Genomic DNA, 15582 nt, shown 5'->3' on the forward strand with positions numbered 1-15582 from the left:
CACTCGATTGTTTATAACACGCTGGAGCCAGTTCAAACATTGTGACTGTAGGCCGTGCTGCCTGCAAGCCTTCCCCGTCCGATTCCACCCAAACCGCGTCCGACATCCCTCTTGCCCTCCCTCCGTAGCTTCTGCTACAACCAGCCCCCACCCATGCGCTCGCTGCTCTCCCTCTCGCTCTGCCTTCTCACCTCCCACCTCTTCGCCGCAGGCAAGGAACTCGAAGGCGAGCGCGCCGCCGCCACCACCGTCTGCCCCACGCCCGAAGAAGCCCGCGCCAAAATGTCCGTGCCCGAAGGCTACGAAGTCCGCTGCTTCGCCCACGAGCCCATGGTGCAAAATCCCGTCGCCATGACCTGGGACCACCGCGGCCGCCTGTGGGTCGTCGAAGCCTACGAATACCCCGAAGGCACTCCTCTCCCGGTGAACCAGCGCCCCTTCGGCGGCGAAGCCAAAGACGACTTTTACCACCCCGTTCCCGAGCTTTGCAAAGGAACCCCTGTTGCCACAACGATTGCGCCCCCGCCCATCCCCCGCGACCGCGTCATCATCCTCGAAGACACCGACAATGACGGCACCGCCGACAAGCGCACCGTCTTCGTCGAAGGCCTCAATCTCGCCAGCGCCATCATCTGCGGAGACAACGGCATCTACGTCGGCCAGCAGCCGCACCTCATCCACTTCCGCGATGACAACGGCGACGACAAACCCGATGCCTGGCGCGTCATCCTCACCGGCTTCGGCCGCGAAGACACCCATGAACTCGTCAACAGCTTCACCTGGGGCCCTGACGGCTGGCTCTACATGACCCACGGCGTCTTCACCCACAGCCAGGTCCGCCGCCCCGGCCAGCCCGAAAAAGAAGGCTTCAAATTCGACGCTGGCATCGGCCGCGCACGCCCCAGTAACGGGGGCAATCCGGCAGGTGCCGCCCCCTCCTGGGAATTCGAAGTCTTCGCCGACGGCACCAGCAACCCCTGGGGCTGCGATTACGACGCCGCCGGCAACTTCTTCGTCAGCGCCTGCGTCATCGACCACTTCTTCCACATGGCCCCCGGCGGCATCTACACCCGCCAAGGCGGCGCTCCCGAGAACCCCTACGCCTACGAGCTTCTCCCCAGCATCGTAAAGCATAAACACTTCCGCGCCGCCTACGCCGGCATCCAGATCTACCAGGGCGGCCGCTACCCCGCCGACACCCACGGCCACGCCTTCATCGGCAACATCCACGACAACGCCATCCACGAAGAAGTCCTCACTCCCGTCGGCGCCACCTTCAAATGCGAGCCCCGCCGCGACTTCCTCCGCGCCAACAACGGCTGGTTCCGCCCCGTCAGCACCCAGACCGGCCCCGACGGCTTTCTCTGGATCATGGACTGGTGCGACAAATACCCCTGCTACCAAAACGCCAAGGCCAACCCCGAAGGCGTGGACCGCGAACGCGGCCGCATCTGGCGGGTGTGCTATGGCGAGACTCAGCCCGCTCCAGCAGATGTCTCCAATAAAATCACTCCAGGAGGCATCGCGTTCCCAATGTTCGCCGATCACAAATCTCCATCCCGCTGGTCACAGGCACTCGACCTCAAATCGCTCTCCACACCCGATCTCGTCAAAACCCTCGAACACCCCAACAACTGGATGCGCCGCATGGCGCGCAGGATGCTGGTGGAAAGAAACCGCTCTGACAGCGCTGGTCCCTTGCTTCAAAAACTGCTCGTCAAACTTCCTTCTCCGTCAGCCTGCAATGATGCATCGTTATTGCTCAGATCTTATGGGATGTTGACTGACGCAATTGTGCGCGCCCTGACAGCATCTTCCAATTCACAACATCGGGTCATTGCCGCAAGGCATTCCACCCCAGAGAATTTAGCGACTCAACTGCCATTGGCCAAAGATCCGGATCCGCTTGTGAGACTGACCCAGATGGCAAAGTTGAGGGTGGAGAGCACTCGTTTTTTAACCAAGCCCGGTGCCGCAGGCTTCAAAACTCCGAGCGCCATTCTCACCCAATGGATGGAGACGGCTAAGACATCCAAAGATGCAGATCAGGTGCTGGCCTTTATGATCTGGGAGGTCTTCGAGCCTGAACTAGCTGCGTTAGGTCAACATGCTCTCGACCAGCTTCTTGAAATCGCGCCATCCACCCAGCCCCTCTCCCAGGTTCTCTCACACAAATCCATGCGTCGCCTCTGCGACACCCGCAAGCCCGAGAACCTCGACCTCGCCATCGCCTTCTGCGACAAAATCTCCGCCCACGACATCCTTCTCGCCCACGCCCTCAGCGGCCTCGTCAAAGGCCAGGAAAGCGGTGTCATCAAGCCCACCCAGGACATCTCCGCCAGTCTCGCCAAATGGCGCGCCCACTCAAACACCGACGTCCGCAAGCACGCCCAGACCCTCGCCGTCCTCTGGGGCGATGAAGCCGCCCTGCAGGAAACCATCACCGCCTTGCGCGATACCGCCAAGCCCGAAAAAGACCGCGTCGCCCTGCTCCAGTCCATCGCCAAAGTGAAGTCAGACACCGTCAAAAAAGCACTGCTTCACCTGCTCTCTGAAAAAAACTCTCCCGCTCTCGCCATCGCCGCCATCCGCGCCGCTGCAGACTTCGGCACCGATGACTTCATCGCCCCGCTTCTCGCCGTAGCGCAAGCCTCCGGCTCGCCCTCCTCACCTCAAACCCGCGGCCTCCTCTACAACGCCGCCATCGAAGCCCTCAGCAGCCGCACCACCTGGACGCAGGCCATGCTCAGCGCCATCGGCGAAGGCAAAGTCACCGCCACCGGCTTCCCCGCCCCCGTCCGCCGCGCCCTCGCCACCAGCAAAGACAAAGCCATCCGCGATCACGCCTTCAGAGTCCTCGGTGCCTGGCAGGATTCCTCTGACGATGTGAAATCCCTCATCGCCCAGAAGAAACAAGCCTGCCTCACCGGCGAGCCCGATCTCGCCAATGGAAAGCTCATGTTCACCGCCACCTGCATGGTTTGCCACGAGTTCCACGGCGGCGGTCAGAAAGTCGGCCCCGACCTCATCGGCAGCGGTCGCAGCAATCTCGACGCCATCCTCGCCAACGTCATCGACCCCAACCAGATCATCGGCAACGGCTACGAAAACTTCACCGTCAGCACCAAAGACGGCCGAACCCTCGCCGGTCGCGTCGTGGAGGACACACCCGCTCACGTGAAACTCCTCAGCGCTGGCGGCGCCACCCAGATCGTCCCACGCGATCAAGTTGCGACCCTGACTAACAGCAAACAGAGCCTCATGCCCATGGGCTTTGGCAATCTCCCTGACACCGCCTTCCGCGATCTCATCTGGTATGTCCTGGCACCACCGGAAGAAGGCCCGCTCACCAAGGAGAAAAAAGACCTCCTCATCAAAGGCGTCGAAGACGCCGGCCTCACCAAACCCAAGACCAACAGCACCCGCGCCATCGACTGGGAAAGCGTCAGCCTCTGGAATCCCGCGTGGATCGTCAGCGCCCCCGACTTCGAGCGCACCCCCATGAAGCTCAGCGAGTACTACGGCAAGAAGAACGTCCTCCTCATCCACCCCTTCCCCGACAAAAAAACGCCCGCCAGTTTCGAGCGCAAATTCAAAGTCGAACCCGGCAAAACCAAACTCACCGCCACCGTCGCGGCGGATGATCGCGGCGACTGGACCGCCAAAGCCACCGTCAACGGCCAGGTCGTCAAAGAAATGACCGTGGACCACGAAAAGCCCCGCTGGAAAATCCTCGAACTCGACCTCTCCCAATACACCGGCAAGGAAATCACCGTCCGTCTCGAATCCCACGCCAACGGCTGGAACATGGAGTTCGCCTACTGGGGCTCGATCACTCTCGAGTAGCCCCCCGCGCGAGCGAATGCATGGAGTACGACAGACACTCCTGTCTGTCGGTCAGCGCTCCAATCGTCGCGTTCACGCCCTTTGCGCCAATAAAACGCTCTGACAAAATTTGGAAACGCTCCGCCTGGACTCGGTTTCCCGCCCGCATCCTCCTCATACACCATTCACATTCTGCCCAGAATTTCCCCTGTTCCAAAGCGCTGATCCATGCACTGTGCCTCCATGCGTCGCGCTCCCGCACTCCTCACCCTCCTGGCCCTTAGCCTGAGCCTTCACGCGGCTCCGCCACCCGCTGCTCCTGCGCCCGCCACACCTCCAGCAGCCACGCCAGCACCAGCTCCGGCCCCCAAGCCCGCCACCAAACCCGCCGAGCCAAAGTCCGCACCCAAATCAGAGCCCAAGACTGCCGCCACCCCGCCCGTCAAGCCTCCACCTGAAGACGCCTACGTTCAGATGGAGATGCTCACCCGCGCCATGGAAATGGTGCGCCAGAACTACGTGGATGAGTCCAAGATCACCTACGCAGAGCTCGTCGAAGGAGCACTCGAAGGCATGCTCCACCGCCTCGACCCCCACTGCGAATACATGGGCAAATCCGTTTTTGAAGACATGCAGCGCGAGCAGCGGGACACTTCCGAAGGCATCGGCATCACCATCGCTCTGCGCCAGAGCAATCTCACCATCATCACCGTTCGCGAAGACGGCCCCGCTGCCGCCGCAGGTGTTCTCTCGGGCGATCAGATCGTCCGCATCAACGATGTGCTCACCGATTCCGTCGGCATCGTGGAGGCGATGCAGCTTCTCAAAGGCAAGGCGGGCGACGAAGTAACCCTCACCGTCCACCGTCCCGGCACCAAGCAGTTTCTGGAGTTCAAAGTGAAGCACGAGACCCTGGCCGAGACCTCCCTGCATGACCCCATGCTTCTGTCTTCGAAGATGACCGGCACCTACAAGATCGGCTACGCCCGCATCTCCCAGTACAACCAGCCCACCGCGCGCGAACTCAGCAAGGCTCTCGACGATCTCGAAAAGCAGGGCATCCAGGCCTTCGTGCTCGATCTGCGCAACAACCCCGGCGGTCTCGTGGACAGCGCCGTCGCCGTCTGCGGCGAGTTCCTGCCCGAGGGCACCGTCGTCGTCACCACCGAAGGCCGCGTCGCCTCGCAGAATCCGCCTCCTTTCCGCACCCCTTCCCGCAATGGCCGCGAGCCGCGCAAGTATCCTATTGCCGTCCTCATCAATCACGGCAGCGCCAGCGCCTCAGAGATCACCGCAGGCGCTCTGCAGGATCTCAAGCGCGCCATCATCGTCGGCACCACCAGCTTCGGCAAAGGCAGCGTGCAGACCATCCTTCCCATGAAAAACGGCGCCGCCATGCGCCTCACCACCGCCAGGTACTACACCCCCAGCCACCGCACCATTCACGAAAATGGGGTCGAGCCCAACATCGTCTCCGCCCTCACCTCCGAGGAAGAACTCCGCATTGCCAAATGGCGCGCCTCCCACGGCACCGGCGAAGCCGCCGCCCTCGAACTGGCCAATCTCGGCGACAAACAGCTCGAACGCGCCGTCGACTCCCTCAAAGGCGTCCTCGTCTTCGACGCCTTCGTCGCCCCCTCCCTCGCTCCCGCCGCCAAACCCTTGGAGAAGTAAGCCCCTGCTCGGCACTTCAAAATCAGCAATCCTTGCTCATCAACGTTGTCCTCCGGAGCTCGAAGAGCGAAGGACGGATCGTCAATCGCGCACGCCCAGGGCACTCGTGTGCCAGACCGATTGACGCTTCTCGCACAATCGATTTTCGAGTTCCTTGTTGAGGCGTCAGCGCCCCGGCCCGCTACTCCAGCAATCCCCGCGCGATGATCGCATCCACCGGATTGTGGTCGTCCGTAAAAACGACCTCGGACCTCGGCACCGTTCCCGCGCGGATGTGCGTGCGGATCAGCCGCTCCTGCCATGACCCAGGCGTCACATAGCGGTCCACCAGGAGCGGGCGCAAATTATCGCGCGAGCAGAAGAGGATGATGTTCTGCGTCGCCTGCAGCCGGTAGTCCACGCCAAACGCCTCCACCGAGGTAAACACCTTCCGCAGCGTGGTCAGCATGCCGCCGGCCAGTTCAGATTTCGGCCCGTTCACCGCGGCAATGATGTTCATCACATACACACCGTGTGGCTCCAGATGGTCGGCCACCAGCTGAAAAAACTCCTGTGTCGCCAGGTGGGAGGGAATGGCATGGCGGCCGTTGTACGCATCGCCAAAAATGAGGTCCCATTTCCGGTCTCCCGCCATGCGCAAAAAGCGCCGCGCATCATCCGCATGCGCATTCACCCGCGGGTGCTCGTCCAGCTTGAAATACTTGCGCCCCACTTCGATCACCTGCGGATCGATCTCCACAACATCCACCGCCGCCTTCGGAAAATCACGCGACACATTCTCCGGCATGCCAAAAGCCCCCGCGCCGATGAACAACGCACTCTTCACTTCCGCAGGCTCCCGCAGCAGCGCCAGCTTCCAGTACTCCTGGTACGGCATGATCAGATCCCCCGTCTCCGGGTTCATCCCACCCTCCGAGGTGGAATCCAGCGCCAGCAGCCGCTGCTTGTTTGGAGAGGTGCCTTCTTCATACACGCTGATGTGATGGTACACTGACTCCTGCTCATGGATCACTCCTTTGAGTGCCGGCTTTTCAGATGTCCCGCCGATGACGCCTGCGATCAATCCTGCGATGAGCACCTGCACATGCGGCTTGGAAGGATTGCGCGCCAGAATGAACGACGCCACCGCCAGCAGCAGCAGCACGACTCCCGACCCGATAAAAATGCCGCGCACGCCAAACGTGGAGAGCAGAAAAAATCCGGAAACAAACGTGCCCACAAAGCTGCCCAGCGAACCCAGCATGCTGATCGTTCCCGCCGCCACGCCCACATGCGTGTCCTTTTGCGTGAGGCTGTAAAAGCGCACCGAGGCAGGGGAAACCGCCCCCAGCAGCACACCCGGCAGCGCAAACAGCACCAGCGAAATCATCAGCGGCCCGCTGATCACGCCATACTCGCTGAGTTTCACACTGCAGATCATATGCACTGCGGGAATGAAAAGCGTCAGCACCGCAGCGCCCGCCAGCAGCCAGCCGATCAGGTCCAGTGCCGGCCTCCGGTCCGCCAGCCTGCCTCCCAGGTAGCCGCCCACGCTGAAAGCAATGAGGATTACTCCAATCAGAGCGGTGGAAGTGTAGATCGTATTGCCAAAATTCGGCGCCAGCAGCCTGAAGGCGCTGATCTCCACCACCATCATGGCCGCCCCGGCAAAGAAGCACACCAGCCCGAGAAACAGGCGTGTTTTCCGGGCGGAGCTGTCTTCCACCACGGCAGGTGGTGCGGGTGTCTTGGGTGCAGGTCGGGACATGGGTGGGTGCAGGCGCGGTTGGGCGGTCAGTCGTTGTAAAACACGAGGCTCATGATCTTCCACCCGGCGGGCGTTTTGATGAGCGTGAAACAATCGGTGCCGAGGGTGATGTCGGTTCCCTTCGTGAGCTTCCAGCGCACGCTTGCCTGGGCGGTGCGTTCGTCGCGGAGGATCTTCATGTCCGTCGGCACCTCCGTCATCGGCACCGTCGTGGTTGCATGGCTCAGCTTCTGCCCGTGCAGAAAATCCGTGAGCCCCTGGCTCTGCGGCGCCCCCTGATGCACAAAGGAAATCCGCGCCTGCTCATGAAAGCACGCTCCATACCCGTCCATGTCCTTGGCAGACCACGTGGAAAAATAGCGCGTGAGGAATTCGCGCACGTCCGCATCCTTGCCATCCGGCGCCTCTTCTTTCGTACCACAGCTCACGAGCAGCGCCGCAGGCAGAAACAGGAGGAAGAAGCCCACGACAAACTTCGTGATCACGCGGTGCAGCGGGGCCGGTTCCAGGTTTGTCATGCAGAGTCCATCTTGGGCGCTCAGCGCCGGTTATTCCTCCACAAACGCCTCCTCGGGCACTCCGATCACGCTCAGCACCCGGTTCAAATCTTCCACGCCGTAATAGTCGATCTCGATGCGGCCTTTTTTCTCGGAATGGTGGATGCTCACGTTCGTCGTCAGGTGCTGGATCAGCTTCTGCTCCACCGCCTGAATGGCGCGCATCAGGTCGGTCTCCGTCGGCTTCGGCGGCGGTGGCGGCGGCGGATGCAGGATGGCATCCACTGCTTTCTCCGTGGCACGCACCGTGAGGCTCTTCGCCACGATCTGCTGCGCTAGGCGCTCCTGCTCCTCGTGCTTCTTCAGCATCAGCAGCACCTTCGCATGCCCGGTGGAAATTTTCGTTGCCACCAGCATGTCGCGGATGCCGGTCGGCAGTTCCAGCAGGCGCATCGTGTTCGCCACCGTCGCGCGGTTCTTGCCCACACGCTGTGCGATGTCTTCCTGCCGCATCTGGAAATCTTTCGCCAGGCGCGAGTAGGCCTGCGCTTCTTCGATCGGGTTCAGCCCCTCGCGCTGCAGGTTTTCGATCAGCGCCATCTCCAGCACGTCCTTGTCGCTGGCTTCCCGCACGATCACCGGAACCTCTTTCAGCCCCAGCTCACGCGAGGCACGGAAACGTCGCTCACCGGCGATCAGTTCCAGCTTCCCGTCCACCCGGCGCACGATCAGCGGCTGGATGATCCCGTGCTCGCGGATCGACTCCATCAGCTCGGTCAGCATCTCCGGCTGGAATTCCTTTCGCGGCTGCAGCGGGCTCGGGACGATCTGGTCCAGCGTCACACGGTTCACCACATCTCCTGGCGCAGGCTGGGCCAAAGCAGGCAGACGCGACACTCCCGACACCGCGGGAGATGCCGAGATGAGTGCGCCGAGACCTTTGCCGAGTACCGCTTTTGCCATAGGGAGGGCGAGACTAGGGAGCACTCGGGACCTTGCAATCCAGAATCGTTGCGAATCTGCACCACCCCCATACCAACACTTTACCAATGTCAAATATCGTTCCATCTGATGGCTATGAAAAGCATGACAGGATTTGGCCGTGGTGAAGCCCAGCGCTCAGGTGTCACCTGGAGCGTGGAGTGCAGCTCCGTGAACCGCAAGCAGCTCGAAGTCGCCGTGAATCTCCCACGCGAGCTCTCCGAACTCGAAAACGCCATCCGCTCTGACGTCTCCGCCGCCGTCTCCCGTGGCCGCGTCAATGTCGCCGTGCGAAAGGAGTCCGGGTCCACCACCGCCGAGGCCATCCGGGTCGACCAGCTCCTCGCAGAGCAGTACTTTCACGCCATGCACGCACTGGCGCTGAAGCTGGAAATTCCCCCGGAGATTTCCCTCACGGACATCACCCGCATGCCCGGCGTCATCTCCCAGGCGCAGACCGAGATCGCCACTGAAGACGCCTGGCCACCCATCCAGGAGGCCCTCGCCGCCGCACTCAAGCAGCTCAACTCCATGCGCTCCGCCGAAGGCGTCAGTCTTCGCAAAGACATCGAGACCCGCCTGGCCCTCATCGTCTCTATCCTCGACTCCATCCGCGCCAAAGCCGCCACCGTCCCCGAGCACCAGCGCAAAGTCCTCCGCCAGCGCCTGGAGGATGCCGGCCTGCCCCTGCCGCTGGACGACGAACGCCTCGTCAAAGAAATCGCCCTCTTCGCCGACCGCACGGACATCTCCGAAGAGCTCACCCGCGCCGCCAGCCACGTGCAGCAGTTCCGCGCCTACCTCGAAAGCGGCGCCCCCGCCGGCCGCAGTCTCGACTTCCTCCTCCAGGAATTCTTCCGCGAATTCAACACCATGGGCTCCAAGTGCAACAACGCCGAGATCGCCCACCACGTCGTCACCGCCAAAACCGAGTTGGAAAAGATCCGCGAGCAGGTGCAGAACGCGGAGTGAGCCCCAAAGGCGCCAATCGCAAGCCATCGTGCCGCACCTGGCTGGCCCCCTTTCCGAAGCCTTACCCTTGTTTATTCACGGTGAGCGTAAACCGAGTGACGTTGGAGTCAGATCGCGCGAAGACACCTGCTTTTACCTGCACTTCCTTTCGGTTTCTGACAAACTTCATATGGGGGGCACCATCGTAAAAAAACTGAAACTTCGTCGTCTTTCGGTCGTCATTGGACACAAATCCAAATTCGTTGTCCTTGGCTTTGGCACAGTCTGAATCGGGAAACTCCGCGAGGATGATTTGTTTAAGTTGATCCGCAGATATTTCGAGAGGCGTTTTTCCGAGCTGTCGATTGCCAATCCAGATTTCCACCCCCTCTTCATCAGAGGTTTGAAACTTCATAATTCGACCTTGGGCTGTGCTGATTCTGAAGAGCCCCGCCCCCAATACACCGGCACATGCGGCACCCGCCACGAGGAACAACAATCGGCGCAGGTTCATAAGCGGGTGTTTGTAAGTTTCATGAACTCTTCGCACCAAGAGTGACATTCGTTTTGAGAAGCTTGGCATCACACGAGCCGAAGAGACCTGCTTTCATTAATGAAAGTACACCCAAAAGTGCGCCAATATTCAAGCCCATTTTGAGCTCCGGTTCTTGCCCCACCACCAACGTCGCCCCCTAGCTCCCCCCCGGCTTCGGCAGCCCCTTCTCCACCGACTTCGGCTCCTCCGGCTTTGGCTGCACCGTTCCATCTTCCGGCAGCCACGCCTCCGGAGCGTCGGCCTTCACCATCACCTCCCGCAGCGTCACCCGCGCGCCATCACGCAGCTTGCTCTCCTCCGCCGCGGCCATGAAGGCGTAGATCTCCAGCGTCTGCTTTGGGGAGACCGGCGGCTGCTTGCTCTGAAAAAACTTCACAATCTCCCTCAGCATCGGCGTGTAATCGCCGTCCGATTTCTGCTCAGTGACCTGCTTGTCGCCAAAGCGGATCAGCTTGTAAGCCATCGCCCCTTCGTGAATGGCCTCCAGAGTCCCCATGCGCCCGCCCGTCCACAATCCCGTCACCACAGACGCGGATGCCGTCGTGGTGCGCGCGACAGACACGCACCCGGTTCCCATGACAGTAAAGAGCGCCTCCGTCGGATGGATGCCATAGAAAAAAAGGTCCGGATGGTGCGGCAGCACATGCGCCGGGCCGTACGAGATGGCGCTCCGCGCCGGCGTCTGCTCCGCATTCGCCACTTCCAGCACACCCGGGTACCAGCGCACCGCCGAGGCGCTGAACACCGGCACCTGCGCCGCCGCCGCCAGCTTGTAAATCTCCACCGCATCCCTCAGCGAGGCCGCCACCGGCTTGTCCATAAACACCGGCTTCCCCGCCGCGATGATCTCCTTCATCTGCTCCAGCCGCGGGCGCCCTTCCAGGCTCAGCAGCAGCACCGCATCCACATCCTTGCACGCCTCCGCCACACTCCCCACGATCCTCACGCCAAACTTGTCCCTCACCGTGGCCGTAAATCCTTCGATCCGCGTCTTGCTCTCCTCGATGTCCGGGCTCCCGCCGGGAAAAGCCGCCACCACCCGCGCTCCCGGGATGTGGTTCGGGTTCGCCGGGTCGTTCAGCCGCAGCGTGAACTGCTCCGAGTGCGAAGTGTCCAGGCCGATGATGCCAATGCGGAGGTCGTCTGCCATGAGAGGTGTGCTGAGCAGCGCCGCCACGCATCCCATGCACAGGATGAATAGATCACGGAGACGGCGGGTCGGTCGCATGGGGTAAAATGCAGGCTTGCTCGTAAAAGCGCAACTGTTGAGTCGCTTGACCGTCACGCATGCCCCGCTAGGCTCGCATCCATGGAAACCGTCAGAATTGGCATCGTTGGGCTTGGAAACATGGGCAAGGCACACCTTGCAAACATTCGCGCAGGGAAGATCCCCGGCCTGCGCGTCACCGCTCTCTGCGAGAGCGTCGGCACCCTGCCGAACCTCATCGAAGGCGAAAAAGCGTTCACGGACGTCAATGCCATGATCCGCAGTGGTCACATCGATGCCATCCTCATCTGTACCCCCCACTTCAGCCACACCACCATCGGCATCGAGGCCCTCAAGTCCGGACTCCATGTCCTCGTGGAAAAGCCCATCTCCGTTCACAAGGCCGACTGCGAGCGCCTCATCGCCGCCCACACCGACAAGAGCAAGATCTTCGCCGCCATGTTCAACATGCGCACCAACGCCTGCTTCAAGAAGGTCAAGGACCTCATCGACAGCGGCGAGATCGGCGCCGTGCGCCGCGTCCACTGGGAAGTCACGAACTGGTTCCGCACCAATTACTACTACGCCACCGGCGGCTGGCGCGGCACCTGGAAGGGTGAAGGCGGCGGCGTCCTCATGAACCAGTGCCCGCACAATCTCGATCTCTTCCAGTGGCTCTTCGGCATGCCCCAGAAAGTGCGCGGCTTCTGCCAGTTCGGCCGCTTCCATGAGATCGAAGTCGAAGACGACGTCACCGCCGTCATGCAGTATGACAACGGCACCACCGCCACCTTCGTCACCAGCACTGGCGAAGCCCCCGGCATCAACAAGCTCGAAATCTCCGCCGAGCAGGGCCGCCTCACCGTCACCGACGGCACCCGCATCCACTTCCAGCGCAACCGCCAGCAGATGAGCAAGTTCTGCATGGAAGCCGAAGCCGCCTTCGCCATGCCCGAAAGCTGGCACATGGACATCCACGTCGATCAGGCCGGTGGCCAGCACGTCGAGATCCTGCAAAACTTCACCAACGCCATCCTCAAGGGAGAAAAACTCCTCTCCCCCGCCGAAGAAGGCATCCGCAGTGTCGAACTCGCCAACGCCATCCTCCTCTCAACCTGGCAGGACAAGACCATCGAGCTCCCCATGTCCTCCGCCGACTACGAGCGCCTCCTCATCGAGAAGGGCGAGAAATCCACCTTCCAAAAAACCAAAGTCGTCGCCAAGGCCACCGCCGACGACTTCGCCAAAAGCTTCCGCTAATCCAGTCGGACAGCGCTCATTCAAAATCAAAACGCCGCCCGGGAAACCGTGCGGCGTTTTTTGCACCCTCTTCCTTCCGCATGCATCGCCAGCCCGTGGAGGATGGCCGTCCCGGCTGTCAGGGGGAGACAGTGCCTCCGGCCTGTCCATCCATTCCACCGACTCCCCTCCTGCCAGCGCAAACAGGCCCAAGAGTCTCTGCTACTCTCGACAACGCACACCACAATCCGCCATCGTCAAACTCCTCTAAAGTCATTCAGAAGCCCGTAGGGCTGTAACAATCGTAGCCGTGGGCGCAAGCCCACGGAAGCGCATCACACATCGTGCCTAAATTCCTGGAAACGCGTAGCGGTGACACAAAACGTCTTTCGCCTCCGGCCCGTCCTCTTCGAGCCATGGCCTGCTTACATTCCGCCTCGCCTTCGAGGACGCATCCTGCTCGAAACTGGGTAGATCAAGCTCGCCAGTTTCCCGCCAAGAAGGCAAGGTGTGCTTCAAAACACTCCCCCATGCGCCTCCTTATTCTCCTTCTGGCTTTCCAAAGCCTCGCCGCCGCTGATCTCGTCACGGAGGGCTGGCATCATCGGGTATGGGCGGTCTATCCGGTGGAGAAGGTAAAGGCGGATGAGGAACTGCCCGTCACGCCCGTCGCCGCAGCGGTGACGATGAGTGCGGCACGCGGAGAGCGGGAGCCGTTTGTGGCCGTGCTGCGACCCTCGGTGCCGCTGCGGGAGGTGAGCGTTGTGGCGGGCATGTTGAAGCATGCCGATGGCAGCGTCATCCCTGCTTCAAACGTCACGGCCCAGCGGCTGGGCTACGTTTTCATCGACGAGCCAAGCGGCACGCGGATCAAGCAGCCGATGCCTTATCCGGTGGGCGTGGGGCAGTTTCCGGATCCCTTGCTGGCCAATCGCGGCGAGGTGCGGCCCGGGCACAATCTGCAGTTTCTGATCACGGTGCAGGTACCGCGGGATGCGCATCCGGGGCGCTACGAAGGCACGGTGAAGCTGGTGTTTCGCAAGGAGACATGGATGAAGCCCGATCTCGCGCCGGAGGACACGATCCGCGTGGTTTTGAACGTGCGGCGCTTCGCTTTGCCGGAGCGTTCGCCACTGCTGAACACGAGTTATGCAAATCTGCGCGAGCTCCCTGAGGCGCAGCGCACTCCGGAGCGTCTGGCAGAGATGCAGCGCGGTTTCATCGAGCACCGGCAGACGCCGGAGCCGCTGGTGCCTTCCCCCAAACTGAAGATTGGCAAGGACGGCGCGCTCACGGTTGATAGCGCCGCGTGGGAGCAGGCGGTGGAGGCTCTGTTTCAAAACGGCGGCACGCATGTGTTTGTGCCCGTATGGGGTTTTTATCCCGAACCGGCCCTGGCGCAGGGGATGTACTTCCTGCATCACTTTCCGGCGGTGACCAATCAGAAGTGGCTGGGCGCGGTGATCTGCAAGCCGGACAAAACGCTGACGCCGGAGTTCACCACGCTCTTTGGCAGCTACCTGAAGCACATGCATGGCGTGTTGAAGCATCGCGGCTGGCTGGACCGCGCCTTCATCGCCACAATGGACGAGCCCTACACCTACCACACGGGTGATCGCGCCCAGGACATCCCGGCCAACAACTACGAGGTGGTACGCAACTACGTTCACTTTGTGCGGGAGGTCGCTCCCGGCCTGCGCACATTCTGCACGGCTGATCCCGTGGAGGGGCTCATCGGCCACATCGACCACTGGTGCCTGCGAAATCTCGATCACGCCGCAGCGGCCAGGGAACGTGCCGAGAAGCACGGCGAGATCGTCACTTTTTGCGACAACTACCGCAGCTTCATCGACTACCCGGCCATCAGTGCCCGCAGCTTCGGCTGGCTGGCCTGGCAGATCGGAGCCCGCGGCTGGCTGACTTATGAGACACTCGGCAGTTACCGCACCGCATGGGAGGCTCCGGTGCTGGTGTATGCACAGTTCAATGGAGCGACGGTCTGGGGCATGGGGCAGATGTTCTACCCCGATCCGCTCAGCGGTGCGCCACTGGCCAGCCTGCGCTGGGAGCTCATGCGCGAAGGCTGCGACGACTACGAGTACCTGTGGCTGCTTCGGGAGGCCTTGAAGGCCCGGCCAAATGCCGAAGCCCAGCAACTTCTCCACACCGCCGCCGCCCAAATCGTGCGCGGCGGAGGCGATGCGGAAACGATGGCTCAAACGCAAACCCAAAACGCGACAAGCAACTCCACGGCGCATGAATGGCGTGGGAAGATCGCGGATTGGATCGAAAAACTCACGCCGTGAGGATGGCACGGTTATAGGCACGCTCGGTGTCCCTTCTCGCCACGTCCGCTCCCGCTAGCAGCCCGCGTCGAATTTGGCACACCCGCCCGCAAACCCCGCACACTCATTCCTTTGCAACCTCGGAATAAATGATAACGTACTTCGTCTTACCACAAAGCACACATGCTCACCCGCCTCACAGCCTTGATCCTCACCCTCTGCATCGGCCTGCCGATGTGCTGGTGCTGCATCGCGGCCCCGCAGCAGGAAAAGGTGGCAAGCTGTTGTGCTAAAAAGCATCACGCCGCCTCCGAGCATGCTCCGTCCCATTCCAGGGAGCCAAGCTGCCCCTGCGCCAAACACGAGGACTCGCGCGATGTCGCCTCCACCTTCGTAAAAACCCCCGCCCCTTCCCTGCAGCTCCTCACCGACCTCGTCTGGGTTGCGCCATCGGCGGCTGCCTCGGCTCCATCCATTTCCACCTGCACCACCGCGTCCCGTCACGACCATGGGCCGCCCCTGCACGCACCGCCGCTTTACGCGCGGCACTGCGCCCTGCTCATTTGAAGCCACGCGCCAAGCGTCTGGAAGCCAGACGCTCCGGGCAGTGATTCGCTTTT

General features: G+C 61.6%; 11 protein-coding genes. 6 read left to right on the top strand and 5 right to left on the bottom strand.

The window, feature by feature from the left end; translation table 11 throughout:
* Positions 1 to 153: 153 nt before the first annotated feature.
* Positions 154 to 3846 carry a PVC-type heme-binding CxxCH protein gene (locus ACILSO_RS01505; RefSeq protein ID WP_395735581.1) on the top strand — a complete coding sequence of 1231 codons (3693 nt, stop codon included), beginning with the start codon at positions 154 to 156 and terminating at the stop codon, positions 3844 to 3846.
* A gap of 222 nt (positions 3847 to 4068) precedes the next feature.
* Positions 4069 to 5499: a S41 family peptidase gene (locus ACILSO_RS01510; RefSeq protein ID WP_395735582.1), complete on the top strand. Its 1431-nt coding sequence runs from the start codon at positions 4069 to 4071 to the stop codon at positions 5497 to 5499.
* A 181-nt stretch (positions 5500 to 5680) separates the two neighbouring features.
* Here the strand turns inward: ACILSO_RS01510 and ACILSO_RS01515 are convergent, their stop codons facing one another.
* Genes ACILSO_RS01515 through ACILSO_RS01525 form a run of 3 tightly spaced genes read right to left on the bottom strand, consistent with a single transcriptional unit; the run spans position 5681 to position 8706 of the window.
* Positions 5681 to 7246 (bottom strand): fused MFS/spermidine synthase, encoded by a 1566-nt coding sequence (locus ACILSO_RS01515; protein WP_395735583.1) that lies wholly within the window; start codon positions 7244 to 7246, stop codon positions 5681 to 5683.
* Positions 7247 to 7272: 26 nt separating this feature from the next.
* Entirely contained in the window at positions 7273 to 7764 is a 492-nt protein-coding gene (locus ACILSO_RS01520) for a nuclear transport factor 2 family protein (protein WP_395735584.1), read from the bottom strand.
* Positions 7765 to 7794: 30 nt separating this feature from the next.
* Entirely contained in the window at positions 7795 to 8706 is a 912-nt protein-coding gene (locus ACILSO_RS01525; protein ID WP_395735585.1) for a ParB/RepB/Spo0J family partition protein, read from the bottom strand.
* A gap of 114 nt (positions 8707 to 8820) precedes the next feature.
* On the opposite strand from ACILSO_RS01525, the gene ACILSO_RS01530 reads away from it, so the two are divergent.
* Positions 8821 to 9696, top strand: coding sequence for a YicC/YloC family endoribonuclease (locus tag ACILSO_RS01530; RefSeq protein ID WP_395735586.1), 876 nt, complete (start codon positions 8821 to 8823; stop codon positions 9694 to 9696).
* Positions 9697 to 9757: 61 nt separating this feature from the next.
* Here ACILSO_RS01530 and ACILSO_RS01535 read toward each other — a convergent pair whose 3' ends face one another.
* Together ACILSO_RS01535 and ACILSO_RS01540 are read right to left on the bottom strand one after the other, a co-directional pair.
* On the bottom strand, positions 9758 to 10189 hold the full coding sequence (locus ACILSO_RS01535) for a hypothetical protein (protein WP_395735587.1): 432 nt from the start codon (positions 10187 to 10189) through the stop codon (positions 9758 to 9760).
* A 178-nt stretch (positions 10190 to 10367) separates the two neighbouring features.
* Positions 10368 to 11459: a Gfo/Idh/MocA family protein gene (locus tag ACILSO_RS01540; protein WP_395735588.1), complete on the bottom strand. Its 1092-nt coding sequence runs from the start codon at positions 11457 to 11459 to the stop codon at positions 10368 to 10370.
* Positions 11460 to 11540: 81 nt separating this feature from the next.
* Here ACILSO_RS01540 and ACILSO_RS01545 point away from each other — a divergent pair, with 81 nt between their 5' ends.
* From ACILSO_RS01545 to ACILSO_RS01555, 3 genes are all read left to right on the top strand, one after another.
* Positions 11541 to 12698 carry a Gfo/Idh/MocA family protein gene (locus ACILSO_RS01545; protein WP_395735589.1) on the top strand — a complete coding sequence of 386 codons (1158 nt, stop codon included), beginning with the start codon at positions 11541 to 11543 and terminating at the stop codon, positions 12696 to 12698.
* 509 nt (positions 12699 to 13207) lie between these two features.
* Entirely contained in the window at positions 13208 to 14983 is a 1776-nt protein-coding gene (locus ACILSO_RS01550) for a glycoside hydrolase domain-containing protein (protein WP_395735590.1), read from the top strand.
* A 162-nt stretch (positions 14984 to 15145) separates the two neighbouring features.
* A complete protein-coding gene (locus ACILSO_RS01555) occupies positions 15146 to 15529 on the top strand; it encodes a hypothetical protein (RefSeq protein ID WP_395735591.1) in 384 nt (127 codons plus the stop codon).
* Positions 15530 to 15582: the final 53 nt, after the last annotated feature.

The organism is Prosthecobacter sp., assembly GCF_044226605.1.
In the GTDB taxonomy this organism is placed as follows: domain Bacteria; phylum Verrucomicrobiota; class Verrucomicrobiia; order Verrucomicrobiales; family Verrucomicrobiaceae; genus Prosthecobacter.

Excerpts from the sequence above, each read along its gene's own strand:
- ACILSO_RS01530 (WP_395735586.1), top strand. The coding sequence starts at position 8,821 with ATGAAAAGCATGACAGGATTTGGCCGTGGTGAAGCCCAGCGCTCAGGT.
- ACILSO_RS01555 (WP_395735591.1), top strand. The coding sequence starts at position 15,146 with ATGCTCACCCGCCTCACAGCCTTGATCCTCACCCTCTGCATCGGCCTG.
- ACILSO_RS01550 (WP_395735590.1), top strand. The coding sequence starts at position 13,208 with ATGCGCCTCCTTATTCTCCTTCTGGCTTTCCAAAGCCTCGCCGCCGCT.
- ACILSO_RS01515 (WP_395735583.1), bottom strand. The coding sequence starts at position 7,246 with ATGTCCCGACCTGCACCCAAGACACCCGCACCACCTGCCGTGGTGGAA.
- ACILSO_RS01540 (WP_395735588.1), bottom strand. The coding sequence starts at position 11,459 with ATGCGACCGACCCGCCGTCTCCGTGATCTATTCATCCTGTGCATGGGA.
- ACILSO_RS01520 (WP_395735584.1), bottom strand. The coding sequence starts at position 7,764 with ATGACAAACCTGGAACCGGCCCCGCTGCACCGCGTGATCACGAAGTTT.
- ACILSO_RS01505 (WP_395735581.1), top strand. The coding sequence starts at position 154 with ATGCGCTCGCTGCTCTCCCTCTCGCTCTGCCTTCTCACCTCCCACCTC.
- ACILSO_RS01510 (WP_395735582.1), top strand. The coding sequence starts at position 4,069 with ATGCGTCGCGCTCCCGCACTCCTCACCCTCCTGGCCCTTAGCCTGAGC.
- ACILSO_RS01545 (WP_395735589.1), top strand. The coding sequence starts at position 11,541 with ATGGAAACCGTCAGAATTGGCATCGTTGGGCTTGGAAACATGGGCAAG.
- ACILSO_RS01535 (WP_395735587.1), bottom strand. The coding sequence starts at position 10,189 with ATGAACCTGCGCCGATTGTTGTTCCTCGTGGCGGGTGCCGCATGTGCC.
- ACILSO_RS01525 (WP_395735585.1), bottom strand. The coding sequence starts at position 8,706 with ATGGCAAAAGCGGTACTCGGCAAAGGTCTCGGCGCACTCATCTCGGCA.